The organism is Propionibacterium sp. oral taxon 192 str. F0372, assembly GCF_000413315.1.
GTDB lineage: Bacteria > Actinomycetota > Actinomycetes > Propionibacteriales > Propionibacteriaceae > Brooklawnia.
The window spans coordinates 561,698-586,602 of the sequence record NZ_KE340297.1 but is presented as its reverse complement, the minus strand read 5'-3'; the positions used below and the strand labels follow the sequence as shown (position 1 = coordinate 586,602).

The window sequence follows — 24,905 nt, the reverse complement described above, 5'->3', positions numbered from 1 at the left end:
TACAGATACATTCGGATATACCATTTCGTGGTGGGTCGGCCCAGAGCTAGGTCGGTTCCTTATGGCATGAGTGACTTGGGGTAATGCGGAGCGAATGACGTGCAGGATTCCTCGTCTCAGACGGTATGGCCTGGGGAGATGGGAGACACTGAGGTATCTCGGGTAGAATGACTGCCCGTGAATGAGCAGACCATGGACGAGGCGCAGATATCCGAACAACGCCGGGTCCGCCGCGAGAAACGTGCCCGCATGCTGGGTACTGATCGTGAACCTTACCCGGTCGAGATGTCGCGCACCCACACCGTCGCACAGATCCATGCCAACCAGACCTGGGCCGCGCTCGGAGCGGGCGAGGAGAGCTCCGACGTCGTCGAGACCGGCGGGCGCATCGTTTTCCTGCGCAACACCGGGAAGCTGTGTTTCGCCACCATTCAGGATGGCTTCAACCAGCACTCCAATGGTGAGCGGTTACAGGTGATGGTCTCCCTGGCCAATGTCGGTGACGACGCCTTCGCGGCGTGGAAGGCCGATGTCGACCTCGGCGATATCATCTGGGTGCGTGGTGCCGTCGTGCGTTCCAAACGCGGCGAACTATCGGTAATGGCCAGCCAGTGGAAGATCGCATCCAAATCCTTGGCCCCGCTGCCCACCCTGCACAAGGAGCTTTCGGAGGAACAGCGAGTACGGCGTCGCTACTTGGACCTCATCGCTCGCCCCGAGGCCCGGGAAATGGTCCGTCTGCGCTCGATGGTCACCCGCTCCGTGCGACGCACCCTCGACGAGGCCGGGTTCCTGGAAGTTGAAACCCCCACCCTCCAGTTGATTCACGGTGGCGCGGCCGCACGCCCGTTTTCCACCCACCTCAACGCCTTCGATATCGACATGACGATGCGTATCGCCCTCGAGCTGTACCTCAAGCGGGTGATGGTCGGTGGCGCCGAATCGGTCTACGAGATTGGCCGTATCTTCCGCAACGAGGGCGTCGACTCCTCGCACAGCCCCGAGTTCACCATGCTTGAGGCCTACCAGTCGTGGGGCAACGACCGCACGATTGCCGGGCTCACCAAACAGATGATCATGAATGCGGCCGATGAGCTGAACATCCATCAGATCGAGCGTCCCGATGGAACAGTCATTGATCTTGATGCCGAATGGAAGTGGCTACCCCTGTATGACGCGGTATCTGAGGCGCTGGGTGAGCAGATCACCGTCGAGACCTCGGTGAAGGCGCTGCACAGGCATTGCGATGCCCGGGGAATCGAATACGACCCGGAGTGGGGCAACGGCAAGTTGGTCATGGAGATCTACGAGGCGTTGGTGGAACCCGGCCTGCTCAATCCAACCTTTGTCTGTGATTTCCCCGAGGTCGCCCAGCCGCTGGCCCGCCGCCACCGCTCGGAACCTGGCAAGATCGAGGCCTGGGACCTGATCATTGGGGGGATGGAGCGCGGTACCGGGTTCAACGAGTTGATCGACCCGATCATCCAACGCGAGATTCTCACCTCCCAGTCAGTGGCTGCTGCCGCAGGTGACCCGGAGGCTATGCAACTCGACGAAGACTTCCTCGAAGCTCTCGAACAGGCTGCCCCTCCGATGGGCGGAATGGGGATGGGAATGGATCGGTTGATCATGCTGTTCACGGGGGCTGGTATCCGCGAGACCATTCTCTTCCCATTACTGCGCCCCCTGGGCTGAAAGTCGCCCTCCGACGGGCGAAAAAGCACGTGGGCGGCAGCCCGGTTCAGGCATGCAGATGCCCCGAGTGTTTCTCCGCTACCGCGGCAGATTCCATCTGGAAGGTTGCGTGCTCGATGCTCACCCCATGGTGTGTGCGTACGCATTCTTGCAGCTTGGCGAGAGTTTCAACGGCGTGACCGTCGGTGAAGCAGGAATCGTCGAGGACGACGTGGCAGGTGAGGGTTGGTAGTCCGGTTGCCACTGTTGATGCGTGCAGGTCGTGTACCTCGACCACGTGCGGTTGCCGCAGCATGTGCTCCCGGACCGCATCCAGGTCGAGGCCCTCGGGGGTGGATTCGAGAAGAATCTCCCCCGAGGCCTTCAGCAGATGTATGGCGCGCGGCACGATAAGGGCCGCGACGAGCAGCGCAGCCACCGCATCTGCCCGGGTCCATCCGGTCAACTGGATCACCACTGCGGCTACCAGAACCGCGATAGACCCCAGAGCATCATTGGCCACCTCAAGGAAGGCAGCCCGCATGTTCAGGTTCTCATTGCGTCCCCCGGCGAGTACCAGCAGCGATGCAAGATTCGCGAGCAGCCCCGCGACGCCGATGAGCGCCAGCCCACCAGGGGCCACCTCCGGAGGTGCGATGAGCCGGTGGATCGCCTCGTAGACCGCATACAACCCGACGATCGACAAGAACCCGGCCTGGACAAAGGCTGCAATCACCTCCACGCGATGCCATCCCCAGGTGCGCCGAGAACTTGCTGGCCTGGTCGCTAGATGGCTGGCCACCAGGGCAATGATCAGTCCCGCAGAATCGGTGAGCATGTGGGCGGCATCCACGAGCACTGCCAGTGAGCCAGTTAGCAGCGCGCCTACGACCTCGATGGTGAAAAACAGCAAGGTGATTCCCAAGGCGACGGCCAGCCTCGGACGGCTGCTGCCCGCGCCGTGATTGTGGTCGTGGTGGTGCTCGTGATCGTGCATTATCCCTCCGAGGTGGCTACGGCTCGCCGGACTGATCACCACCGTCTCGCGGCGAAGCCGTAGCAACAATGAGTGATTCGTTCAGCCAACGACAGGGTCGGTGGGACGAGTGCATGGACGCACCCCCCGACCAGCCAGGCACCGTATCTCACGATAGATGAGGTACCAAGGCGAGGCTGTCATACCGAGAATCCTACGAGTCTTTACCGTCGAAGTCACCCGTCTGGGGAAGGGTAATTTCAACACGTAGGAGTACTTCATCTGCGAATGAGAACCATTTCAGGAAAATGGGTGCGGTCGCTGTTACGAGGCCGTGTTTGTTCCGGTCCCTATGGGGAAGCCAGTGGTCACACTATTGCCGCGAGAAAGGCCCTGAGGCCGGGGAAAATGCAGGCAAAGGGTATGCGATGGGTCTCGGCGGAGCATCGCATCATTTCCACAGCGTGGCGACGAAGAAGGAGGCTGCGATCAAACCGATGCCGATTAGGTAATTCCAGTTCTGGAGATCTTTGATCAAAGGAATCCGGTTGCCCGCGATGTAGAACAGCAGCAGCCACAACACACCGAGCAGCGCCATTGGTACGAAGACCCACGGCACCCAGTCACGCCCGAGAGGCATGCGTTGCCTCTTGTTCTTCTTAGAAGCCTTCCTCGAGCCCGTCTCAGGTTTCCCAGACTTCTCCATCTTCGCATCGGCAGCCTTCGCCTTGTTCTTAGCAGCCTTCTTCTTCGCCGCCTGGTCACGAACCTTCGACTCGGGCACTATGCCAACTCCTGATCCCCGGTGAGCCGCGGTTCGACTCTCCGCACGCGGTTGGCCGCACATAAACGGCCAATTCCAAGTATGACCCAGGTACGATGACCTCGCCAATCATGGGCGGTCACGTGGCAACCCGCGGCGGGTAAGGTGGAGTGGTGAGCGAAACAGCGCAGAAGGAACAGGGCCGACGGTTGTCGACCCTGTTCGTCGGCATGCTCGCCGGTATCCTCCTTGCCGCAACCGCGATCACCGCGCAGGGCAACGATCTGCGTCCCACCCGCACTACCAACGTCGCCGATCTTGCGGCCGAGGCGCAGGCGCGCAACGAGGAGCTCAAAACCCGGATCTCAGATCTTCGCGCCGAGAATGAGCGATTGGCCCAGCAGCAGGGGCCTGTTCAGCCGACCACGGTGGATCCTGACCTGGAGCTGGCCGCAGGGGTGACTTCGGTTGCCGGGCCTGCGGTGAGCGTGACCCTCAGCGATGCTCCCGCCGATTACCAGCCGCCCGGCGTCGACGGCGATCTGCTGGTCATCCACGAGCAGGACGTTCAGACCTTCGTCAACGCTCTGTGGGCCGGGGGAGCCGAGGCGATGACCATTCAGGGTAAGCGAGTTGTCGCCACCACGGCGGTGAAATGTGTTGGCAACACCATCGTCTTGGAAGGTGTGCCCTACGCGCCGCCCTATGTCATCGTCGCCATTGGCGACCAAACCGCGATGGAGACCTCGCTGGCCAACGACGACGGGGCGCAGATCTTCCAGCAGTACGTGGCGATCCACAAACTCGGCTACTCCCAGCAGCGGATTGCCGAGATCACGATGCCTGCCTACACCGGCCCCATGCCGGACACGGCCACAGTTCATCGGTGAGATCGTCCCCCGGAACTAACCGGTGAACCTGGGCGTGCCGATTCCGTGAGGGTTGTTCGGTAACCGGAACGCCGGACCTGGCGAGACCCGCCGAGCGCATCGACCGGTACACAACACTCGCTGCTGGCACCGCAATGTCATGGACAACTGGACGCGCTGGCCGGGTGGCACGAGACAATTGGGGACATGACCCGCATCTTGGTTGTCGATAACTATGATTCCTTCGTCCACAACGTCGTGCACTATTTGGCGCAGATCGGCGCGGAGGTGGACATCCGGCGCAATGATGACGAGTGGTTCTCGACCCCCGGATGGCACACCGGCTACGACGGCGTCCTGTTGTCTCCCGGTCCCGGCGGTCCCGAGGCAGCTGGGGTGTGCATCGAGGTGGTGCAGCGCTTGGGTGGACAGATCCCGGTCTTCGGCATCTGTCTGGGTCTTCAAGCCATCGGCGTGGCCTTCGGTGCCGTCGTCGACCGGGCCCCCGAGCTTCTGCACGGCAAGACCTCGTTGGTGCATCACGACGGGCAGGGTATCTTCGCCAAGGTGCCCGATCCGTTCACGGCCACCCGTTACCACTCGCTGGCCATCGTCCCTGACAGCCTGCCCGCCGAACTAGAGATCAGTGCCCGCACCGGATCAGGGACAATCATGGCAGTGCGGCATCGCACCTGGCCGATCGAAGCCGTCCAGTTCCACCCTGAATCGGTGCTCACCGAACACGGCTATCTCATGCTCGGCAACTGGCTGGGGGTCTGCGGTGACACCGGTGCACCTGCCCGCGCGGCCGGGATGTCGCCGCTGACTACCGTCGCATTGTCCTGACCTGGGTAGCCCAAGCAGTCTAGGCAGGATTACCGGCTCAGATGGTCATGGGGCTTCCACCGGATGCGGCGGAAGCCCCATGGTATTGCTCGGGGCTCATCCTCCGGGCGTCGGCGTGGGTGATGACGAGGTGACCACCCCGAGGGTGAGCATGATCTCGGTGGACTTGCTCACCTCAGTATCACTCGACGCAGGCGATTGCTTGAGGACGACGCTGTTCGATGGCGGGCTCTGCGTGTTGGGGGTTACCTTCATGAATCCACTGGAGTTGAGCTTCTTGACGGCTTCCTCGTACTGCATGCCCACTACATTCGGTACCGTGGCCTCACCAGTGGCGTAGTAGAGGGTGATCGGGGTGTCCTTGGCGACGGTGGTCCCCACGCCTGGCGAGGTGGCGATCACCTGCCCCTTCACATAGGTGGCATCCTCGCTCTGATCAGTGCGCGGCAGGCTGGACACGTTGGTGTATCCGAGTTCTTTCAGCTGGGCCCGCGCCTCTTCCCACTGCTTACCAATGATGTCCTTCGGGATGGTGCCCCGGCCCGATGCCACGTAGATCGATACCGTCTGGTCGGTGGCCAGGGAGGAACCCTCGTTCGGTGAGACCTTCACCACCTGACCCACCTTCAGATCGGCAGTGTCCAAGTCGGCCGGTGCGGCTAGCACGTCGATCTTGGTGAAACCCGCGGCCTTGAGGGTTTCAACGGCCTTGGCCTGTTCCATACCCACCAACCCGGTCGGGATGGCGGCTGTCGGTGGGCCGTCGTTGATGGTGATGGTGACCGTCGATCCGACGAGCACCTCGGCATTGCTGCCCGGATCTTGTTTGGTTACTGTTCCCTTGCCATCGGCTGGCCCGGCGACCCGCTCCACCTTCGGAGTGAGCTTCGCCGTCTCTAACTGAGAGATGGCCGCATCCTCCTTGAAACCCAGCACCGCGGGCACGACAACGGTCTCATTGGCTGTGTTGGGCCCCAACAGTTTCCAGACGAAAAAACCCAAAGCACCGATCAACGCCACCAGCAGGACGACCAATGCGATGGAGACCTTGGACGTCTTCTTTTTGCTGGGCTCGGCTTCCTCCAGTTCATCGTCATCGGAGGTCCATTCGCCGATGGCGGCAGGAGTGGTAGTGGTCATCAATGCCGTCTCCGACCATCCCTGCTCATACCCAGTAGGCAGGGCGCGGGTGGCGGCCGCCGTATCTGCTACGGACGAGGGAAGCTGGGCAGTCACCTGCTGGCCGTTGAGCATGCGCCAGCAGTCGTCGCGCATCTCGGATGCGGACTGGTAGCGCACCTCGGTCGACTTCGCCAGCGCCTTCATCACGATGGTATCCATCTGCGGGGTGATGTCGGGATTGTGCTGCGACGGCGGTATCGGCATCTCCCGCACATGCTGGTAGGCCACCGACACCGGGGAATCCCCGACGAATGGGGGACGTCCGGCCAGTAGCTCGTAGAGCAGGCAACCGGCGGAGTAGACATCGGAACGGGCGTCGACGGTCTCGCCGCGGGCTTGCTCCGGTGAAAGGTACTGGGCAGTCCCGATCACCGCCGCTGTCTGGGTCATCGTTGCCGAGGTATCTGACACCGCACGTGCGATGCCAAAGTCCATCACCTTCACCGCTCCTGCCGGGGTGATCATGACATTGGCTGGTTTGATGTCGCGGTGAATGATGTCGTGCCGGTGTGAATAGGCGAGGGCGTCGAGCACTCCCATCGCATATTCGAAGGCCTTCTCGGGCTGGATTGATACACCGGAACGCAGGATGTCGCGCAGGGTCTGGCCCTCGACCAGTTCCATGACGATGTAGGGAACCGATACCCCAGTGGCCGGATCAAGTTTCTCGCCAGTGTCGTAGACCGAGACGATGTTGGGATGATTCAGACCGGCAGCCGACTGGGCCTCGCGCCCGAAGCGGGCCTGAAAAGTGGAATCGGTGGCCAGGTCAACGCGTAACCGCTTCACTGCGACCGGACGTCCGAGCCTGTTGTCCCGGGCACGCCAGACCTCTGCCATGCCTCCACGGCCAATGATCGTCTCCAGCTGGTAACGGCCGCCCAGCACGATCGGTTCATCGGTCATCTGTTGTTCCTTCCCAACCGGCCCGCCGATTCGTGGCGTGCAGGTCGTGTGCCGAGAAGTCCTACACGCCCAGCGCAGAAGCACATCGCGGCGCACCCCGCCCAATTGTGGCTTGTCCAACTGAATTGGTTCTGAACGTCATCTGTGAAAACCGTCATCCGACCGCCCCCATGATATGCGGGGTCAGCCCTGCGGCAACCGCACCCTGGGGATCGGCCAGGAAAATCGTTATGGCGACGTGGTTCTCCGGGGAGTAGCCAACGAACCAGGAGTGGGAAACCCCGCCAGCGCTGGTCTCCGCGGTACCCGTCTTCCCGGCGATAGTCAATCCTTGAGTCTGGGCTGCAGTTCCGGTTCCTTGAGTCACGACGTGGCCCATCATCTGCTGCAGTGCTTTGGCGTTGTTGGCATCCATCGCCTGGGACATCTTAGTGGGGGAGTGCTTGGAGACCACCGACTCATTGGTGGTGCGCACTTGGGAGACCACGTAGGGCTCCATCACCACACCGTCGTTGGCTATGGCCCCAGCCACCATGGCCATCTGCAGTGGGGTGGCGGCGACGTCGAACTGGCCGATCCCGCTCATCGCCAGTTGCGCCGACGACAATCCCGAAGGGTAGGTGGAGGCCGCCGAGTTGATGTCGGAGCCGAGCCCTGCGCCGAAGCCGAAGGCTGCAGCCTGATCGGCGATCTTTTTCTCACCCAGCGACATCGCCACGTTGGCGAAGGTGGTATTGCAGGACAAGGTGAAGGCTTCGTCCAGGGATTTCTGGGTATCCCCGCAGTTTGACTGGTTAGGCAGCACAGCGGTGGACTCCGGCAATTGCATCTGTGCTGGGGTGTCGATCATCGTGTCGGGCGCGTATCCGTTGGCCAAGGCCGCGGCGGCGACCACCATTTTGAAGGTGGAACCCGGCGGGTAGGCCTCCTGGGTAGCCCGGTCGCTCATCGGATTGGCCGGATTACTGACCAAACTGTTCCATGACTGTGCGGTGGCGTCGAAGTCCAGCGCGGACAATTCGCTCGGATCGTAGCTGGGTGAGGAGACCCAGGCGATGATCTCACCGGTGGTGTAGTCCAGCGCGACAACGGCCCCTGTCCGTCTGCCGAGGGCCTCCCAGGCTGCCTGCTGCACTTGGGGGCGGATTGTGGTCTGGATTACCCCACCCGAGGGCTGTTTGCCCGACAGGGTCTCGAAGATGCGTTGGGTGAACTGGGAATCTGCTTGTCCGGTCAGCTCGGCGTTGTACTGCTGTTCCAACTTGGAGCGTCCGTACAGGTAGGAGTAATAGCCGGTGATTGGCGCATACAGTGGCCCGTCGAGGTAGGTGCGCTGGTAGGCGTAGGGCCGGGTGTCGGTGGCGACATTGGAGACGATCGGGGTGTTGCCCACCAAGATCGGACCGCGTTCGGCACCGAATTGTTCATCTCGCACGCGACTGTTGCGTGGATCGTTGATCAATTCGTCTGTGCGTGTCATGTAGCCGATGGTGATGTTCGCCATGAGGGCCAGGAACATGAGTAGCACGACGACCGCCACGCCACGGATCGATCGGTTCATCGCTCACCTCTCCGGCCGATGACTGCGGTCGCGTCGTCGGCGATGGGCTCCACCGGGGCACTTGCCTCCAGTGTGGAGACTGGGCGGCGCGCCTGGTGGGAGACCTGCAGAAGGATGGCGACGATGAGCCAGTTGGCCACCAGCGATGAACCTCCTTGGGACATGAACGGGGTGGTGAGCCCGGTAAGCGGCAGCAGACGGGTGACACCGCCGATGATTGCGAAGATCTGCAGCGCGAAGACGAAGGAGAAACCGCAGGCCAGTAGCTTGCCGAAGACGTCGGTGGAGGTGAGCCCGATGCGCAGAGAGCGGGAGACCATCAGCAGGTAGATTGTCAGCACGGCCATCAACCCAGCCACTCCGAGTTCCTCGGTGATCGCTGCGGAGATGAAATCTGAGGATGCCACTGGGGTGAGTCCGGGTCGGCCTTGGCCCCATCCTCGGCCGAACAGCCCACCCCAGGCCATGCCGTACTGGGCCGCGATGATCTGGTAATTGCGCTCGAAGTCGGAGAACGGGTCCAGCCAGCTGGACACCCGTGTCGCGACGTGCGGGGCCGCGCGCCCGACGACCCCGGCTGCGATGACGAAGGCGCCGACCCCGATCACCACCCAGCGGATCTGGGATGTGGCGACGAATAACATCATCACGAACAACCCGTAGAACAGCAGGGAAGTGCCCAAGTCGTTTTCGAACACGAGCACCACCAGGGCGGCGCCCCACATGACCCCGATCGGGATGAGATCACGCAACCGCGGCAGGTGGAACCCCAGTACCTGGCGGCCAGCGAGTTGCAGCAGGTCACGGTTCTCGGTGAGGTAGGAGGCGAAGGCCAAGGTCAGCACGATCTTGGCGATCTCTGCAGGCTGGAAGGAATGGCCGAACACTTCGATCCAGATCTGGGATCCGTTGGCCGCGTTATTCGCCGAGGCCAGACCCGGAACCAAGGGGAGCAGCAGGAATGCCATGCCGATGAGGAAGAGCACATAGGACAATCCCTGCAACAGCCGGTAGTCACGCAGCCGGATGAGCACGGCGGCAAACAGCAGCACACCCAGGATGGTCCAGATCAACTGCATGGTGACCGCGTCCGTTGGTGGGTCCCAGCCGACGTCGATGCGATGGATCATCGACAACCCCAGCCCATTGAGGGTGAGCACGCTGGGCAGGATCACCGGGTCGGCATAGGGAATGCGCCACCGCACGATGAGATGGGCCCCGACGCAGATCGCCAGCCAGGCCACGAACATCCACCACGCCGAGACCGGTATCGAACCATCGCGGTTCAAGTGGGTCAGCAGCCAGCCCCCGATGCCAAGTATGCTGGCGGTCAGTACCAACAACAGCTCGGTGTTGCGTCTTTTGTAGTAGACAACCTGGGTCTCGCTCATGCGCACGCCTCGAGATCGGGGCGAGTTGGTGACGAGGGGGATGGGTTCATCGTCGCCGACTCGGAGGCTGTCGGGTTATCGGGGGCGGGTGATTCCTCTTCCCCGGGGGTAGCGGACGGGGTGGGCTGGCCGGTGGCCGCGGCCCGTTCGGCTCGGCAGCGCTCGGCCATCGCGGCAAGGTTCTCCATCGCGGAACGTGCCTCGTCGATGGAGGTATAGGTCATCTCTGCGTTGCGCACCTTCGCCGCATAGTAGGGCGGCAGATCGTCGATGACTACCTGCGAGGTCTCGACCGGGGTGTACAACCGCTGCCCGAGTACCTCATCGGGCAACCCCTGGTTCACCGATGCCAGGTTGGGGGTCGTCGAGGTATCCGCACTGATGAACCAGCGGGAATCGATGTAGGTGCGGGTGCCGACGATCGCACCGAAGACCACGGCGAAGACCGTCAACAGCACTAGCGCGGTGGGGATCCAGCGACGTCGTCGTGAGGGAATGTGTGGGGCGTAACGGATCGTCTCGAAACGGTCCGGATCGATCAACCCCTCCGGTGGGGTGGGGCCGTGGACGATAGGTGCGGGGGCGGACGGTACCTTCGCGCGCATTGAGCGTGGCGAGGGATCCGAATCGCCGAGGTCGACGACGGGGGCATCCACGGAGGGAATCGACATGGTTGTCGCGGCACCCCACACCTTCGGCTCGACGGCTTCCAAGGCGGGGTCGTAGTCGACGACGTCGGAGACGATCAAGGTGATGTTGTCCGCCCCGCCCCCGGCATGAGCGGCCTTGGTCAGATTGCGCACCACAGTCTTTAGGTCGCTGCTTGATCTGAGGATCTGGGAGAGCTGTTGGTCGGTGACCATGCCCGACAGGCCATCGGAACAGAACAGCAGGCGATCACCGCGTTGGACATCGTGGAGTAGGAAATCGGGGGAGTGGGTCGGCTGGCCGTTCAGCACCTTCATCAGCAGCGAGCGGTGTGGGTGGGTGGCCATCTCCTCCGGAGCGAGTTTCCCCTCATCGACCAGGGATTGCACCCAGGAGTGGTCGTGGGTGATCTGAATCAGCTTGCCTTCGCGCAGCACATAACCACGGGAGTCACCGATGTGGGCGACACCCAGTTGGGTGCCGGAGAACATCGCACCACATACGGTGGTGCCCATCCCCTCCAGAGTGTGGTCCCAGGCGACGAGATCGGCCAGGGAGTCGTTCGCCCTGGTCAATGCCCCACCGAGAACCTCCAGCATGTGCTCCCCGGTCAGCCGCTCGGGCTTATTCTGGGCGTCCGCGGCCTGCAACTCTCGAATCGCGACGGATGATGCCAAGTCACCAGCTGCGGCCCCACCCATTCCGTCGGCAACGACGATGAGGCTCGGGGAGGTATAGGCAGAATCTTGATTATTGCTTCTGACTAGGCCAATCTCGGAGTGGGCCGCTGTGCGCAGGGAGAACATCACGCCTCCAGCTGCATCTGGGAACGCCCGATCCGCACGACATCGCCGACGCCAATGCGGGTGGGCTGGGAGATCTTCTGTCCGTTCACATAGGTGCCGTTGGTCGACAGGAGGTCCTCGACGACCCATCCCTGTTCGTCACGCCAGACGCGGGCGTGACGGGAGGATGCGTAGTCGTCATCAACATCCAAGTCGGCTGCGGAGGTGCGTCCGAGCATGATCTCGTCATTTCCGGAGGGCAGGGGAGCACTCGCCCCCGCGGCTCGTCCGGTGGTGATGGTGATCTTGGTGGGAGTGGATGAACCACGTGTCTGACGGCGCGAGGAGGGTTTCTCGTCGGCGGCGACGAGCTCTTCTGCGGAGACGTGGCGACCGAAGAGGTCAACCCGGATGGTGTTGACCACGAAGAGGATGAACAGCCACATCAGGACGAGGAAACCGACCTTCAGGGCGACGAGTACCAGGCTGCTCAAGTTCTCACGCCCCTATGGGGGAGTGAACGAGCATGCGCGTCGAACCGATCTCGATGCGCGACCCGTCACCCAGTGCCACGTTCGTGACACGTTGTCCGTTCACGACCACCCCGTTGGTCGATCCGAGGTCTTCAATGTGCACCCGGACGTCGTCGGCGATTTCGGTGACGACGATGCGGGCGTGTTGCCGGGAGATCCCGGGATCGTTGATGCGCAGATCGGCCTCCGAACCGCGTCCGATGGTGAACCCCGGAGGCAGCAAGGGGTGACGCACCCCGTTGACCTCCAAAACCAGTGGTGCCCGCTTGAGAGTCGTGGTGGATGCCGCGCCACCTACCTCGGCGACGGTGGCGACCGCCTCCGAGTCGACCCGGAACCGCCCGACGGACAAGGAGCCGTCGCGGATGTAGTCAATGCGGATCGGGCCGTTGAACACGTAGTGGCGTTCGGCTGCGTGACGACGCAGTTCCGGGACGATGTCGTCGTTGATTGCCCGGGCCATTGGAGCGAGTTCGTCATGGTCGTGCGGTGACAGGTGGACGGTGAAGTTGTTGGGAACAAGTCTCTTGTCTCGGTTCAGCAGCTTCGCCTGGGCATCCAGCTCCTTGGTGAGGCGAGTGGCGATCTCGATTGGTTCGACCTCGCTGCGGAAGGCGCGCGCAAATACCGTGTTCACCGCGTTCTCGAGTTTGCGCTCAACGCCGTGCAACCAGCCCATGCCGCCTCCTTTCGCATCGTCACCGGATGGACGATCCAGTGACGATCCTATGTCATGGTGCCATCTGGCGGTGTCCCTGACGAGCCCCGGATTCACCGGCGAGTCTGTTGTCCGGCATCCGGAGCTCGTCGCGGGATGTATCTGGTGAGGTGCCCGGAGACGTTTTGTTTACTGTGCGGACTGTTCCGCCATCGCCTTGCGCACCTCGTCCATGTCGAGTCCTTGCACCTGGGTAATCAGGGATTCAAGGGCGCTTGCCGGGAGCGCTCCGGGCTGGGAGAACACCGGGATTCCGTCGCGGAAGATCATCAATGTGGGGATGGAGGTGATGCTGGCGGCTGCCGCCAGCTGTTGCTGGTCCTCAGTATCGACCTTGCCGAAGACAATCCCGGGATGCTTTTCCGAGACAGCCTCGAAGATTGGGGCGAACTGCTGGCAGGGCCCGCACCAGGCTGCCCAGAAGTCGAGAATCACGATGTCGTTGCTGGTGATCGTCGATTCGAGGTTGTCATTGGTGATGGTTACTGTGGTCATGTCTGCTCCTGGCAGGGGATTGGTGGTTCGGGATTTCCTGACTCGCCCGGCGGGCCAACAGCAAATGGAACGACCTGGGTGGATGGGTTATTCCGGCGCAACGTGGCGCGGGGTTCGAGGCGAGATGCTGGAGTTTTCGGGGACCGAGCAGATGTCTCGGACATGAGAATGGCCGGGCTCGCACCCACCCCCAGGTAGCGAGCCCGGCCCACGGTCCCATCAAATGATCAACAGATCATTCGGAACGACCGAGTGAGCATCACTGTAGCCTGAACTTTGCTCCGGATGCACATCTGTATCGAAATTCTCGATTTAGGGTTACCTCAGTTGCTTCTCGGAAGGGAATTTGACGCTCGAAGGGTGCGGACGTGGTAATTGCACAGAGAACTCTCGGGGAAGATCTGTGAGGCTGGGACTCTCGTTGCGGATCCCTTGCTCTGCGTCACGGTGGTGATTGGAATGGTGGCTGTGGCTGAGAGGACCGGACATCATTGTCAGGATGTGATCCTCGCCTGGGACTCAGCTGATGTGCCGTTCGTCATGGTGGGCGAGCAGTGCGGTGGGCAGATGGAGTGAGGACGGTAGCAGCGGTGGCACCACCCGGGCGATGATTCCGGTCGCCCGGCGGATCGAGGTCTCGTCAAGAGTCTCGGCGAGCATCGTCACCGACATTGCCGCGATGGCGTGGTCGTTGCCCAGGATCGGCACCCCGATGCAAGCAATGCCCGGTTCGTTCTCCTGTACCTCGGTGGAGAATCCGTTGAGCCGGGCTTCGGCGACGGCCTCCAGCAACCGGGCTGGGTCTTGTCCATCGGTGATGAAGCAGGTGAGTAGCCGGTCGGTCAGACCTCGTTGAGACAAGATGGCGCGGCCCAAGGCGGTGTTCGCAGCCGGAACCGCTCGTCCCACTTGTGACCAGACCCGGATTGGTTTCTCGGGTTCTACCTTGTCGATGTAGACCACTTGGTCGCCCGACAGCACACCGAGGTGGGTTAACTCGCCGAGTTCCCGGGCGACTGCGACCAAGGCCGGGTGCAGTTGTTCGGCCAATGAGCCCGCGGAGAACCAGCGTCGACTCATGCCGATGGCCGTCGGCCCGAGTTGGTAGTCGCCATCGGGGGTCTGCTCGACAAAGCCCCGGGTGCGCATCGTGTTCAGGGCTCGGTAGGCCGTCGACTTGTTCATCCCCAACTCGCGGCACAAATGTGCCAGTCCGACTCCTTCGGGTCCCGCTTCGGACAATTTCTCCAGTAGAAGCACGGCTCTGTTGATGGACTCGACGGGGGCGGGTGTCATAATTCACAGTCTGCCATCCGTGGGTGTCAGGAAGGGTTGCCCACCGTAGGACAAATCGTGTGCGAGGTGAACTGTCTGCGGCGACAAATCTGCAACCCGTGGAGGCCTGATCGGTGACGGTGATAGGGTTATTTCAGCTCACGACACTGCTGTTTTATTGAGTGAAACCGTTAGTGCGCGGAGCGCAATTCCACAGTTCCAGGAGTTCACATGAGCCTCACGCTTGAGCAGATCGCTCAGCACAAGATCGTCCCAGTGGTCGTCGTCAACGATGCGAAGAACGCTGATGGCCTGGCCGATGCCATGGTTGCCGGCGGTATGCCGGTGGCGGAGATCACCTTCCGTACTGCGGCCGCGGCCGACGCCATTCGCGCCATGGCCAACCGCTCCGACTTGATCGTGGGGGCAGGTACGGTGCGCAGCGTCGCGCAGGTCGAGGAGGCCGCCGAGGCCGGGGCCACCTTCATCGTCTCCCCTGGACTGTCCGAGGCCGTCGTCAGGCACGCCCAGGAGCTCGGGCTGCCGGTACTGCCAGGATGCGCTACCCCGACCGAAATCATGGCCGCCCAGGGGCTGGGCTTAGATACCGTGAAATTCTTCCCGGCCAATGTCTATGGCGGCGCACCAGCCATCAAATCGCTGGCCGCTCCCTTCACTGACGTCAACTTCATCCCGACCGGTGGAGTCTCGCCCAAGAACCTGGCCGATTTCCTGGCCCTGCCCTGTGTTCCGGCGGTGGGTGGCTCCTGGATGGTTCCGGCCCAGGCCGTTGACAATCAGGAATTCGACAAGATCGAGCAACTGTGTCGCGAGGCGGCCCGGTTGGTTGCCGAGCTCACCGGGGGGGCCGAATGAGTGTCGAGCTGGGGCTGAAGCCTGCTGCCGAGTGCCGATACGATGCGCTGAGTCTCGGTGAGGTCATGCTTCGCCTCGACCCAGGTGACGGTCGGGTGCGCACCGCTCGTCGATTCGATGTGTGGGAGGGCGGTGGCGAGTACAACGTCGTTCGTGGACTGTGTAAGGTCTTCGGCCTGCGCACCGGGGTGCTCACCTCGCTGGTGGACAACGAGGTTGGTCATCTGGTGGAGGACTTCATCATGACCGGCGGTGTCGATACATCGCTCATCCAATGGGTGGCCAACGACGGGGTAGGGCGCACTGCCCGCAATGGTCTTAACTTCGTCGAGCGTGGCTTCGGTGTTCGCGGCTCGGTCGGGGTTTCCGACCGAGGAAACACCGCTATCTCCCAAGCCACCGCGCAGGCCTGGGATCTCGATGAGATCTTCAATCGCCAAGGTGTTCGCTGGCTGCACACCGGTGGCATCTATGCAGCACTGTCTGAGACATCTGCGCAGACGGTGATCGAGGTGTGCAAGGCAGCCAAGGCAGCCGGAACGATCATTTCCTACGACCTCAACTACCGCCCGTCGCTGTGGAAATCCATCGGTGGCCAGGCCAAAGCTCAGGAGGTCAACCGTGCGGTGGCTCCCTATGTCGACGTGATGATCGGCAACGAGGAGGATTTCACTGCGGCTCTCGGCTTTGAGATTGAGGGCGTCGACGAGAACCTCACCGTACTTCCGCTCGATGGTTTCAAGAAGATGGTGGAGCGGGTCGCCGAGGCCTACCCGAATTTCAAGGTGGTCGCTACGACCTTGCGGGGAGTGAAGTCGGCCACTGTCAATGACTGGTCAGCCATCGCATGGTCGGTGGCATCTGGGCTGGTTAAGGCGGCCCAGCGCGACGACCTGATGATCTTCGATCGGGTCGGTGGGGGAGATTCCTTTGCCTCCGGGCTGGTCTATGGGCTCATTGAGGGTGAGGATCTCGAGGTGGCGGTCAACTACGGTGCCGCGCACGGTGCTTTGGCGATGACCACCCCCGGCGACACCTCAATGGCCACCTTGGCTGAGGTGAAGAAGCTGGCCGGAGGTGGCTCGGCCCGCGTCGATCGCTGAATTCCGGAAGGACTCAGGCGCTATTGCCAGGTAAGGCTGCCGCGGTACTGCCGATCGACACCGTCCCGGTTGGTCGTGGGAGGCTTAGCTGACGTCGACCAACCGGCTGGCGAGCTCCCGCACTGCGTACTCGCGCCCGGGGTTGGCGTCTATGGGGTCGCCGTCGTGGGCCCCGTTGATCGGATGGATCATCACCTCATCGACCTCGAAACGGTCAGCCAGTTCGAAGATCTGCTGGGCCACCTCGAAGGGATTGCCAACGAGCCATGGCTCGGTCATCTTCTCAAGGGCATTCCCCGATAGCAGGGCCCCGCTGGCCTGTGCCTCCTCGATGGTTTCCATCGGGCGTGATGGCAAGCCCATCCGCAGTCTTGCCATCTGGTTTTGGTGGGGCAGGGTTTCTTGCCAAGCCTGCTCGGCGTGGGGCGCGACGCAGACATTGACCGTGACGAAGGTGCGTGGGCGCCCGGGGCCCACGTGGGAGCCTCGATAGCTGCGCAACGCTTCCTCGGTGCCCTGCCCAGTGAAGTGATGGGCATACACATAGGGCAGCCCCATACGGGCCGCCAGTGCGGCGGAGTAACCGGAAGAACCCAACAGCCACACCGTCGGGCTGGAGATGGGGGCCGGGGTCGCATTGAGTTCGAAGTGGCGCGTGCCGATCTCGACCGGTAGTGAGCCCATTGTCAGGGCGGTCACCTGCTCCACCCACTCGGGGAAGCGACTGTTCTCGGGGAAGCAGCTGTTGCTGGTCTCGTCGTCGCGTCCACCGCGCAGCGCCCAGGAGGTGACCGGGTCGGTGCCGGGAGCCCGGCCAATACCCAGATCGATTCGTCCCGGGAAGGCCGCTTCGAGAAGGGAAAACTGTTCGGCGACGGCAAGTGGGGCATGGTTGGGCAGCATGACTCCGCCCGAACCGATCCTCATCTGAACGGTCTGCGCGGCGATCATGCCGGCCAGCACGGCAGGGCTGGTCGATGCGACGGACTTCATATTGTGGTGTTCGGCGAGCCAGAACCGGGTGACACTGCTCTGGTCGGCGACCTTGGCCAGATTCAGGCAAGCATTGATCGCCTGCCCGGTGGGTTGGCCGGTGCGCACAGGCACCAAGTCGAGAACCGAGAGCTGAACCATGGGTTTCTCCTACGTCAGGCTGCTGCCGGGTGCAGCCTAATGAAGGGCTCATCCAGCCCCACTGCGGTTGCCGTTGTTTGCCATGGCAACGGGGCCATGGCAAACCTCAGTGGTGCTGTCGCATCAGTGATGCTGTCGGGTAAGCCGACTCGGCGAGAAATGCCGGACCGGTTCCCGACCTGATGGTCTCAGGATGCTGGTGATGACGGCCGTCATCGCGGTGTCTGGGGCCGTTGTTCGCGGGTCAGCCCTCCTTACTGGGATCCTCTTTTCCGGTGACCTGGGTCGCGCGCTGCCTGAGCTGGTCACGCACCATCTCCAGACGCGTCCCCAGATCCCATTTCTCGATGCGTTCTCGCAGGTTGGGCAATTCCTCAAGGCGAGTACGGATTTCGGAATCCCAGCGTTCGAGTTTCTCCCGCAGTTCCGGGGCAACTTGTTCCAGGCGTTCTCGCAGGTCAGGACCGACTTGATCCATCCAATCACGGATGTCGGCATCCAGCCGGTCCACCCATTCTCGCCAGGAATCGGCGCGGTCGAGCCATTCGCCGATTGCTATCGATTCGACAGCCTCGCGCACCTGGCGTCGCTGCACCTTGCCCATGGCGTTGCGGGGCAGAGAATCGAGGATGAAGACCCGGCGCGGCACCTTGTAGGCGGCCAGGCGGTGCTTGAGCTCCGCGCGCAATTCGTCGAGGTCGAAGGGTGGCATGGAATCGGGGGCGACGACGGCTGCGATGACCTCCTCGACGCCGAGCTCATTGGCCAGCCCAACGACGGCGATCTCCTCGATGCCGGTCTCGTCGCGCATCGCCTGCTCCACCTCGGATGGGTAGACGTTGAAACCGCCGGTGATGACGACTTCCTTGATGCGGTCGACGATGTGCAGGAATCCGTTCTCATCGGGCTTGGCGACGTCGCCGGTGCGGAACCAGCCGTCGATGAAGGCTTCTGCAGTGGCCTCGGGGTCGTTGCTGTAACCGGCGAAAACCTGGGGTCCTTTGACCTGGATCTCACCGGCCTGCCCCGGCGCGGCAGGCCGGGCCGGATCTTCCAGATCGGCCAGGCGTAGTTCGGTGTCGGGGAAGGGGATGCCGATAGATTCTGCGGTGCGGGTGGTGTTGACTGGATTGCCGCAGACGATGGGGGAACACTCCGACAATCCGTAACCCTCTATGAGAAGGCCTTTCGTTGCGGCTTCCCAACGGGAGATGAGCTCCCCGTGCAGGGACATTGCGCCGGAGATGCCGGTGGTGATGCCGCGCAAGTCGACCTTGCGTTCCTCAGCCCCCTTAAGGATGCGTTCGAACAGCGGGGGGACGGCGATCACCATCGTCGGGCGCCTGCGTTTGATGGCATCAAGGATCAGCGCGGTCTCCGGTTTGGGAATGAGATGGATCATCGCGCCGTCGTTGAGGGCGGCATTCATCGATAGGGAACAGCCGAAGACGTGGAACAACGGAAGGCAGGCGAGGAAAACGTCGCGACCAGGAACCAGCGGGGTGACCCAGGCGAGGGCCTGAGCAGTGGAGGCCATGAGATTCGCGTGGGTTAGCGGGACTGCCTTGGGAGTGCCGGTGGTGCCGGAGGTGTAGAGAACCAAAGCGACGTCGTCACTTGAGGGGGAAGCGCTTTCTGGAATGGGGGTTGCGTCGCGGAGCAGGTCCTTGAAATGGATGGTGGCTTTGGCTGGGGTAGACAACTGGGCCCGTGAGGCGCGGGCCTTGGCGATGGGCAGGCGCAGCAGCAGACGCTTGAACCAGGGCATTTCGGTGATCATGTCGATCGACACGATGTGATGTGGACGGATGCTGCGGTCCAGGGCCTGGATGGTGTCTGCCGCCGAATCCCAGACGATCGCCACCTTCGCCCGGTGATCGGCGAACAGCGGGGCCAACTCGTTGACGGTGTACAACGGATTGTGCTCGACGACCGTCGCACCGCAGGCAAGTACCGCGTAGAAGGCGATGACGTGCTGTGGGCAGGTGGGCATGAGCAAGGCGACGTGGTCACCGGGGCCGACTCCCAGGCAGCGGAGGTTTCCAGCGACCGCTTCGATACGGGTCATGAGTTCGGCGTAGCTGGTGCGCCGCCCGAAAAAATCCAAGGCGTCCTTGTCGGCCCAGGTACGGGCGGCCCGTTCCAGGGCCTCGACGAGGTTCCCCTGCGGGTACTCCATGTGACGTGGGACGCCCGGATCCCTGGCTGCGAGCCACTGCTGCTCGTAGGTTGAGTTCACCTGGTCCACGGACATCGGGTCTCCTGTTCTCGAAATGCTGTCCCAAGGCTATGCGGATGAGCACTGACAGCCGGTATCACAGGGCTGTGGACTCGCTGTGAATCCAAGATCAAGGATACGGTTCTGCATCGGTGCGTGTGTGGTGAGTGCCAACAACGGCACATCCTGTTCGTATCCTGTTCATATGGCCCGTTCGGATGGCACGATGGAGTTGTGAGCGCTAACGATTATCCCGAGACCCCCGCCGACCACACCGATCTCATCGCCTTCGGAGCCAGGCATTCGGTGGTGGTCAATGACCTCCAGGAATCGTTCAGCGAATGGCTGGGCGCTGATGCCCAGATGAACTGGAGCGTTGACCTGCTCACAGGGAAGTTAACCCTGGGCACCCGCCAGTTGTCGATGCAGCTGTGGGGTTCGCACGCCTACGAATCCGACACATGGTTGTGGGCATGGGCGAATGAGAGCTATACCGGTGCCGAGTTCGATCAGGTGACCGGCGCTGCGAAGTGGCTGCGGGATGCCTCCCCCGACCACGAGAGGGCGTGGGAACTCACTACCGGGAAGTTCTCAATGGGCAAGGAGATGGCCGAAGGTGGGGTAGCCGGGTGGCCACTTCAATTCGCCTGCTTCGCCTGGCTGCGCCCGAAAGCCGTTTACTCCGGAGACTATGGCAGTGGTCGGTTCTTCTGCTCGATTCACGACGAGAAGGTACCCGATTTCGCGCCCGACGCGGTCCGTTTCCCGCGCCTGCTGACCAACGCCATCTCGACGGTGCCGATGGTGCCGCACCTTGATCTCGTAACCACCTATGCCCGGTGGTTCGGGCTGGAACTCACCAATCAGGCACAGACGTGGACACTTCGTTTCCCCGAGATGGTCTACGAAATCACCTTCGATGAGTACCAACGGGTGACCGGGCTTCAGGGCCACTCTGCGTGAGAAGTGCTGGGTGTTACAGACCGAGAATCTTCCACGGCGATGACAGCCGCCCAACGGATCGCACTACTTGGCGACCCGGCAGGCACCTGGTGTTTCCACCTATCCGGCAAGGTTGTGCGCTTTGCCTGGGGTGTATTCCGGATCCGGTCGTACCCGGGATCGGCCGATCAGCTGCCCGACTGCCGATGATCTAGACGACAGGAGATCATCGCGTTTTGTGCGCTCTCCTGTCGTCGATGATCTGCGCTTGGCTGCCAGGGGACCAACGGATGGTTCCATTGGTGAAGTTCTGTTCCCTGGTGTCTGACGGCCCGTCCGTCTCGGCGCTGACCGGGTCCCCCAGATCGGGGTTCGCGCGCCACAGGTCACCGATCGGCCCCGACGGGAAGACGTCGATGAGGGGCCGGACACGCACGTAGTCGACCAGATCGACCCGTTCGGGAAATGGGCGGGTGTCATCCGTCGGCGGCACCCAGTCGATGTCTTTTGGGAACACGTAGGAGTCGATGACGACCCTCCAGGGATGGTCGTTCATCACGGTGCGCAGGTGCTCTTGGGTGATGCCCACCGATGATCCAATGACATCGCCGCCACCGGAATCCGCAGCCATCAATTTGCCGTCTACGTAGTACCTGATGGCGTATCCGTCCCACGTCATCTTGAATACGTGCCATTGTCCTTGGAGGTCGATACCAGATATCCGCGAATGGGTACGGATGGTGTCGGAGTTGCCGTCATACCCGCAGGTGAGATGAGTGGTGCTGTTCACCCGTTTCTCGTGGGTGTACACCTCCATGGTGTCTAGCTCACCGATGTCGCTGGTCGGGGGGCCATCCGTGGGGCAGTACTGCTGGTCGTTTTGCATCCATGCCGCGAAGTGCAGGCCATCGAAAGCATCGTCGGCCATGCGAGCCCTGACCTCCATGGAGAATGTTCCCGAGAAAATGAACCCCGTGTCGATGCGTGCCGAGGCGTAAGCGGTGCGAGTCCCCTCCGGGCATACCGCACCGTTGGGGCTCACGTTCTTGTCATTCGCCTGTTCCCCCGCGGTGAGGCAGTGCCGTCTGGTGGTGATGCGCAGGTTGCCGTCGGCCACCGAGACATTCTCCGGGACAAATATCGTGTTCTCCATCGGGTCGTCGCCTAGCCCTACCAGTCGTGGTATCCATCCCCTATCCACCAGTGGGGACGAGTCATTGAACTCGTCCCCACCCGCCAGTGAATAGGGTGGTGCGGGATCCGGGGCTCGATCCGCCACGACGTTTTGTCGTGCGCTCACTTTGGTGCCGGTCAGGCTCTCGGGAGACGCCCCCACAGCTTGTGCTGGTGTCATCTGGGATAAAGACATGGTGAGGGCGAGCACGCCCCACGTGATGGATAGCCCCAAGCAGCGGGGCTTCAAAGCACGCATCGACTCTCCTGAAATCGGGTGTCAGGGCGCCACGCCAGTGATCGATGCTCGGGCGGGGTGACCCATTGCGGGCACCATCATGCATATGTGCCACGTCATTGTGCAACCCGAGGACGGGGCTCACCCATGGTGGTTTCGCACGGAGGCGTCGCGCATCGCTTTCCTTCCTTGCTGACGTCCCGAGACATCACGCGGTGGGTATTTGTCGGCAGGTGGGTCGTGCCCCTGTCAGCGATCAGCTCACACCACCAGCACCCGGTGACAGCATCCCGGATCATCGATAGCAGGGGCATCTAGTCATGTTAGACCTAGCCAGCGACCAGAACCCCGGCAGGAGATAACGGGCGGTGGGAACCTTATGGCGTCTGAAGGGCCTTGTTGATTAGTTGTTCATGGTGGATCGTAGGTGTTCATCCGATGAGTGGTGGTGTTTTAGTTCCGGATGCCCGGTGGGGTGTGTAAAATCAGGTAGTGACGTGGGGCGACACCCCAGCATTGGATACAGGTTTGTATCGGATGCTGTCGTTCGTTGCTGTGTTCTTGAGGTTATGAAGATGTCGAGGCTGTGAATGCGGCTGTTGCAGAAAGGGGCCGGTGATGAGTGTTACGTTTTCGACGGTGCGTAATGGTGATGTGATTGCGTATACGCGTGAGGATTTTGATCCGTTGTTGTCTTGGTTGTCTGGTGTGTTGGGTCAGGCGATTGAGCTTGATCGGGCCGAGGTTGAGTATGCGAAGTCGAAGATGAAGGGGTTTTTGTTTTTTTTGGGATGGTTATGATGCTGAGGGGACTCAGTCGAGGTTTGCTGAGTTGGAGCGGGGTGCGTGTGCTGCGATGGGGGATGCGCTGGGTAAGGAGTATACGAAGAATCTTCCGTATCCGTTTGGTGGTACTAGTCGGCTTGATGGGTTGTTGAAGACGGTGTATTTTGTGGGGCCGAATATGAATGGTCCGCATAAGCAGTGGGGTGCTCATGCTGATCGGTTGCATGATATTGGGGTGCGTGCTCAGGGTATCACGATTGATTCGTGGCAGGGTGAGGCTGCTGAGTCGTATCGGCGTAAGGCTGCGGAGCGGGCGAATGATGCGTTTTTTATGGAGGATCTTGCTCGGCATAATCAGTGGGCGATTGAGGCGACTTCTTTTCTTCAGACGATGATCGCGGAGAAGATCAAGGCCGCCCTTGAGGCAGTGAAGGAGAAGCTCAAGCGGGAAAAGAGGTGTGATCTTGCTGTGAGAACTAAAAAGATTGATGATGCGGTTGCTGATTTGGGTGATGCGGGCGCTATTGGTTGTGATTTTTATATGCGGACTGTGGCTGTGTGGGATGCGGTTGTTGGTTTGCCGGATGTGTGGTTGGCGTTGTTGAATGAGGATTTGGATTGGCAGAGTTCGGCTCGTCGGGTGCGTGATGTGTTGAAGGAGGCTGTTGTGGCGATGGAGCAGCGTCATGCGAATGCTGGTTATGCTGATGGGTTGGGGTTGATTGATAAGGATAATGGTGTGGATGATCAAGAAAGGCATGCTGGTGTGAGTGCGGATGATCAGCATATGAAGGATTCGTTGTTTTGAGAGTGGATGTGTCACGGGTGTGGTTCGGGAAGAAGGGTGTGAGTGTGTGATGCGTGGTGTGGTGTGTGGTGTTCTTTTGGGTTGTGGGGTGTCGTTGTTGGTGAGTGGGTGTAGCTCGAGGTCGAGTGATCCGCATGAGGTGTGGGATCGTTTGGTGGCCGAGAAGAATATCACGGCTGTCGCAGAGGTGGAGATTGCGTATTTTTCGAAGGATAGTCCTCTTGTGACTGTGTATGCGGCTGATTCGTCTGCTCGTGCGGTTGAATACCACATTGGTGAGGATGGGGAGATTTCGGAGCGGGTGGATGACGATGATGAGCGGAATGCGGATATGAGGTGGCGTGCGAAAGCGAATCTTTCTCCTGACCAGATTGATTTTGATGGGTTGGTTGCTCGTGTTCCGGCCAAGGATGATCCGCGTCCTCGGTGTGACTATTACAGGTCTGCATCGTTGAGGGTCGTGCCCAGTGGGAAGATGGCATCGTGGACGACTTGCTCCAACAGCGTTGACTATCATGAGGGGAGTTTTGTGGTGGATGGGAAGCCGATGAATGATCAGGTTGATCCCACCGATCCTGCTCAGGTTGCTTCGATGATGGAATCCTACAATGATGTGTTTGGTGCGGGGACCTTGGTGCAGTGGAATGCTGGGGTGAAGAAGGGGCAGCCCACCCGTGTGACGGCGATCCCGTTTCCTGATGACCCGGATTGCCGTATGTATTTCTTCTCCTCGGACACAGACAATTCCGCTCCGGGTGCTGGCGCGTGTAGTGAGCCGACCAGTGAGGATGAGCCGACGATTCCTTTTGATTTGAGTAGGTTTAGTCCTTCTTTGGTGTCTGATATTTTGGGGTCGTTGGGGTCGTTGGGGTCGTTGGGGTCGTTGGGTGTTCAGGTGTCGGCGATTGATGAGTTGATTTTTACTGGTACGCCGGATGGGAAGTTGAGTTGGAAGGTGAGCACGATGAACATCGGCGATCAACTCGATTATCGTGAGCAGATGCA

General features: G+C 61.3%; 22 protein-coding genes. 9 read left to right on the top strand and 13 right to left on the bottom strand.

The genetic code is table 11. The features are described from left to right. The first annotated feature begins 192 nt into the window (after window positions 1-192). On the top strand, window positions 193-1,695 hold the full coding sequence (lysS, locus tag HMPREF1531_RS02685; protein ID WP_016668357.1) for a lysine--tRNA ligase: 1,503 nt from the start codon (window positions 193-195) through the stop codon (window positions 1,693-1,695). Window positions 1,696-1,741: 46 nt separating this feature from the next. On the opposite strand, the gene HMPREF1531_RS02680 is transcribed toward lysS, so the two are convergent. Further along, on the bottom strand, window positions 1,742-2,671 hold the full coding sequence (locus HMPREF1531_RS02680; RefSeq protein ID WP_016668356.1) for a cation diffusion facilitator family transporter: 930 nt from the start codon (window positions 2,669-2,671) through the stop codon (window positions 1,742-1,744). Window positions 2,672-3,101: 430 nt separating this feature from the next. Then, the gene (locus HMPREF1531_RS02675) at window positions 3,102-3,434 is read right to left on the bottom strand and encodes a cell division protein CrgA (RefSeq protein WP_016668355.1); all 333 of its coding nucleotides are present in this window, start codon (window positions 3,432-3,434) and stop codon (window positions 3,102-3,104) included. Between the two features lie 152 nt (window positions 3,435-3,586). Here HMPREF1531_RS02675 and HMPREF1531_RS02670 point away from each other — a divergent pair, with 152 nt between their 5' ends. Both HMPREF1531_RS02670 and HMPREF1531_RS02665 read left to right on the top strand, forming a co-directional pair. Then, window positions 3,587-4,303 (top strand): DUF881 domain-containing protein, encoded by a 717-nt coding sequence (locus HMPREF1531_RS02670; RefSeq protein ID WP_016668354.1) that lies wholly within the window; start codon window positions 3,587-3,589, stop codon window positions 4,301-4,303. Window positions 4,304-4,489: 186 nt separating this feature from the next. Beyond that, the gene (locus tag HMPREF1531_RS02665) at window positions 4,490-5,128 is read left to right on the top strand and encodes an aminodeoxychorismate/anthranilate synthase component II (RefSeq protein ID WP_016668353.1); all 639 of its coding nucleotides are present in this window, start codon (window positions 4,490-4,492) and stop codon (window positions 5,126-5,128) included. A 96-nt stretch (window positions 5,129-5,224) separates the two neighbouring features. Here HMPREF1531_RS02665 and pknB read toward each other — a convergent pair whose 3' ends face one another. The 8 genes from pknB to HMPREF1531_RS02625 all read right to left on the bottom strand — a co-directional run bounded on the left by pknB (window position 5,225) and on the right by HMPREF1531_RS02625 (window position 14,643). Continuing rightward, the gene (gene pknB, locus HMPREF1531_RS02660) at window positions 5,225-7,216 is read right to left on the bottom strand and encodes a Stk1 family PASTA domain-containing Ser/Thr kinase (protein ID WP_016668352.1); all 1,992 of its coding nucleotides are present in this window, start codon (window positions 7,214-7,216) and stop codon (window positions 5,225-5,227) included. Window positions 7,217-7,370: 154 nt separating this feature from the next. Next, window positions 7,371-8,777 (bottom strand): penicillin-binding transpeptidase domain-containing protein, encoded by a 1,407-nt coding sequence (locus tag HMPREF1531_RS02655; protein ID WP_016668351.1) that lies wholly within the window; start codon window positions 8,775-8,777, stop codon window positions 7,371-7,373. Next, a complete protein-coding gene (locus HMPREF1531_RS02650) occupies window positions 8,774-10,168 on the bottom strand; it encodes an FtsW/RodA/SpoVE family cell cycle protein (RefSeq protein WP_016668350.1) in 1,395 nt (464 codons plus the stop codon). Before HMPREF1531_RS02650 ends, HMPREF1531_RS02655 begins: the two co-directional genes overlap by 4 nt. Then, window positions 10,165-11,622: a PP2C family protein-serine/threonine phosphatase gene (locus tag HMPREF1531_RS02645; protein ID WP_016668349.1), complete on the bottom strand. Its 1,458-nt coding sequence runs from the start codon at window positions 11,620-11,622 to the stop codon at window positions 10,165-10,167. The genes HMPREF1531_RS02650 and HMPREF1531_RS02645 overlap by 4 nt, the downstream gene beginning before the upstream one ends. Continuing rightward, entirely contained in the window at window positions 11,622-12,095 is a 474-nt protein-coding gene (locus tag HMPREF1531_RS02640; protein WP_016668348.1) for an FHA domain-containing protein FhaB/FipA, read from the bottom strand. The genes HMPREF1531_RS02645 and HMPREF1531_RS02640 overlap by 1 nt, the downstream gene beginning before the upstream one ends. A 4-nt stretch (window positions 12,096-12,099) precedes the next feature. Beyond that, window positions 12,100-12,813, bottom strand: a complete 714-nt coding sequence (locus HMPREF1531_RS02635) for an FhaA domain-containing protein (RefSeq protein WP_016668347.1) — start codon at window positions 12,811-12,813, stop codon at window positions 12,100-12,102. Between the two features lie 168 nt (window positions 12,814-12,981). Beyond that, window positions 12,982-13,347, bottom strand: a complete 366-nt coding sequence (gene trxA / locus HMPREF1531_RS02630) for a thioredoxin (RefSeq protein ID WP_016668346.1) — start codon at window positions 13,345-13,347, stop codon at window positions 12,982-12,984. Window positions 13,348-13,866: 519 nt separating this feature from the next. Next, window positions 13,867-14,643 carry an IclR family transcriptional regulator gene (locus HMPREF1531_RS02625; protein WP_016668345.1) on the bottom strand — a complete coding sequence of 259 codons (777 nt, stop codon included), beginning with the start codon at window positions 14,641-14,643 and terminating at the stop codon, window positions 13,867-13,869. A gap of 210 nt (window positions 14,644-14,853) precedes the next feature. Between HMPREF1531_RS02625 and eda the strand changes: the two genes are divergently transcribed. Together eda and HMPREF1531_RS02615 are read left to right on the top strand one after the other, a co-directional pair. After that, entirely contained in the window at window positions 14,854-15,498 is a 645-nt protein-coding gene (eda, locus tag HMPREF1531_RS02620) for a bifunctional 4-hydroxy-2-oxoglutarate aldolase/2-dehydro-3-deoxy-phosphogluconate aldolase (protein ID WP_016668344.1), read from the top strand. Next, complete coding sequence (locus HMPREF1531_RS02615) at window positions 15,495-16,601, top strand: sugar kinase (RefSeq protein ID WP_016668343.1); 1,107 nt, start codon at window positions 15,495-15,497, stop codon at window positions 16,599-16,601. Before eda ends, HMPREF1531_RS02615 begins: the two co-directional genes overlap by 4 nt. 84 nt (window positions 16,602-16,685) lie before the next feature. Here HMPREF1531_RS02615 and HMPREF1531_RS02610 read toward each other — a convergent pair whose 3' ends face one another. Both HMPREF1531_RS02610 and HMPREF1531_RS02605 read right to left on the bottom strand, forming a co-directional pair. Then, complete coding sequence (locus tag HMPREF1531_RS02610) at window positions 16,686-17,735, bottom strand: MsnO8 family LLM class oxidoreductase (protein ID WP_016668342.1); 1,050 nt, start codon at window positions 17,733-17,735, stop codon at window positions 16,686-16,688. A 244-nt stretch (window positions 17,736-17,979) separates the two neighbouring features. Next, the gene (locus HMPREF1531_RS02605; RefSeq protein WP_016668341.1) at window positions 17,980-19,989 is read right to left on the bottom strand and encodes an AMP-binding protein; all 2,010 of its coding nucleotides are present in this window, start codon (window positions 19,987-19,989) and stop codon (window positions 17,980-17,982) included. Between the two features lie 198 nt (window positions 19,990-20,187). Here HMPREF1531_RS02605 and HMPREF1531_RS02600 point away from each other — a divergent pair, with 198 nt between their 5' ends. Beyond that, window positions 20,188-20,916 carry a DUF6882 domain-containing protein gene (locus HMPREF1531_RS02600; RefSeq protein WP_016668340.1) on the top strand — a complete coding sequence of 243 codons (729 nt, stop codon included), beginning with the start codon at window positions 20,188-20,190 and terminating at the stop codon, window positions 20,914-20,916. Window positions 20,917-21,121: 205 nt separating this feature from the next. Here the strand turns inward: HMPREF1531_RS02600 and HMPREF1531_RS02595 are convergent, their stop codons facing one another. Then, on the bottom strand, window positions 21,122-22,327 hold the full coding sequence (locus HMPREF1531_RS02595; RefSeq protein WP_016668339.1) for a family 16 glycosylhydrolase: 1,206 nt from the start codon (window positions 22,325-22,327) through the stop codon (window positions 21,122-21,124). Between the two features lie 597 nt (window positions 22,328-22,924). Here HMPREF1531_RS02595 and HMPREF1531_RS13520 point away from each other — a divergent pair. The 3 genes from HMPREF1531_RS13520 to HMPREF1531_RS13815 all read left to right on the top strand — a co-directional run. After that, window positions 22,925-23,107, top strand: a complete 183-nt coding sequence (locus tag HMPREF1531_RS13520) for a hypothetical protein (RefSeq protein WP_016668338.1) — start codon at window positions 22,925-22,927, stop codon at window positions 23,105-23,107. 55 nt (window positions 23,108-23,162) lie between these two features. Continuing rightward, on the top strand, window positions 23,163-23,900 hold the full coding sequence (locus HMPREF1531_RS02590; RefSeq protein WP_016668337.1) for a hypothetical protein: 738 nt from the start codon (window positions 23,163-23,165) through the stop codon (window positions 23,898-23,900). A 154-nt stretch (window positions 23,901-24,054) separates the two neighbouring features. Then, a partial coding sequence (locus tag HMPREF1531_RS13815) for a hypothetical protein (protein ID WP_198010970.1) occupies window positions 24,055-24,905 on the top strand: 851 nt, incomplete at its 3' end.